General features: G+C 51.8%; 1 protein-coding gene. It reads right to left on the bottom strand.

The annotated features are described in order from the left end of the window. On the bottom strand, window positions 1-908 hold a 908-nt coding region (locus NW852_RS05820; RefSeq protein ID WP_414426544.1), incomplete at its 3' end, for an NERD domain-containing protein. Window positions 909-1051: the final 143 nt, after the last annotated feature.

Here is a 1051-nt window from a genome sequence, read left to right as displayed (position 1 = left end):
CTCTGACAGACTTCTGAGATTTGCCTGCGAATTTGCTCATAGAGAGAGCGGGTGTAGAAAACTACGGCGATCTTCCAATCGGGGTGGTCGGCGTGGATCTTGGCTGCCCTGCGAGTCAAGACTACGGTTTTGCCCGTCCCCGCCAGGCCCCGCAACCGCTGCGGCCCCTCAGGATATTGGGTGGCAATTTTGCGTTGGTCTTCATCGAGTTTGAAGATCCCTTCTTGGACGCGCCGGATCACCATTTGTGAATCGTAGCCATAGTTAGGCTGGCTATTGGTATCATCTTCCAAAACTAAGCCCAAATGCCGAACAATCTGCTTTAGCTTTCCTTCGTGGAGAGGAGCTTGGGCAACCCGCCTAGCCTCATACAATCTTTGTTTCAGATGCTCGGGTTTCTCCAGATCATCAGCAAACACCAAGGCCCCTATAAGTGGCGGATCCCCAAAACGCTCTTGCCATTCCTGCCGCCGGATCCGGGGCAAAGCCACCCGCTTACCAAAGTTGATCTGATCTATTAGCGTTTGTATATCCGGATTTTTCCGCAGTGAATCCTTGACTTGAAACATTTGCTTGTCTGCTTGTTGTAAAGGGGTTTCTGTTTCTTTTTGCCACTGCCGCATGCGCCATTCGTTGTTGTTGATGCTCTCAATATTGTACAGATTAAAGCCCTTACACTCGAACACCCAAATCCCCAATTCAGCATGAATCAGGAGGATGTCGATCTCAGCCCTGGGATTGCCTCGGCGATGATTATAAAGAACAGCTCGATGGAAAAGATAACCCGCGTCCGCTCCTAGCCCTTGGCGTAGCGCATTCCATACCACTGCCTCCGCAGCTATTCCTGGCAAGCTGTCGTCCAGAGCGCCGTCGGGTCGAAAGTGCATGGGGGATCCCTCATTTTCCAACTTGAACCCAGTGTACAACAGGAAACCTGAGCTCTTGGGGAAGGATCCAGGGCCCTTAACGTAAGGTGCGGAATTCCCCACCGTCTATACGGTGGGGATGGATAGCACCCTCTGACTGATTCTGGTTCTAGGGAGCAAATCAT

The sequence above is a fragment of the Synechococcus sp. H60.1 genome, from assembly GCF_047462335.1.
Lineage (GTDB): Bacteria > Cyanobacteriota > Cyanobacteriia > Thermostichales > Thermostichaceae > Thermostichus.
This window is presented reverse-complemented; position numbering and strand designations above follow the sequence as displayed.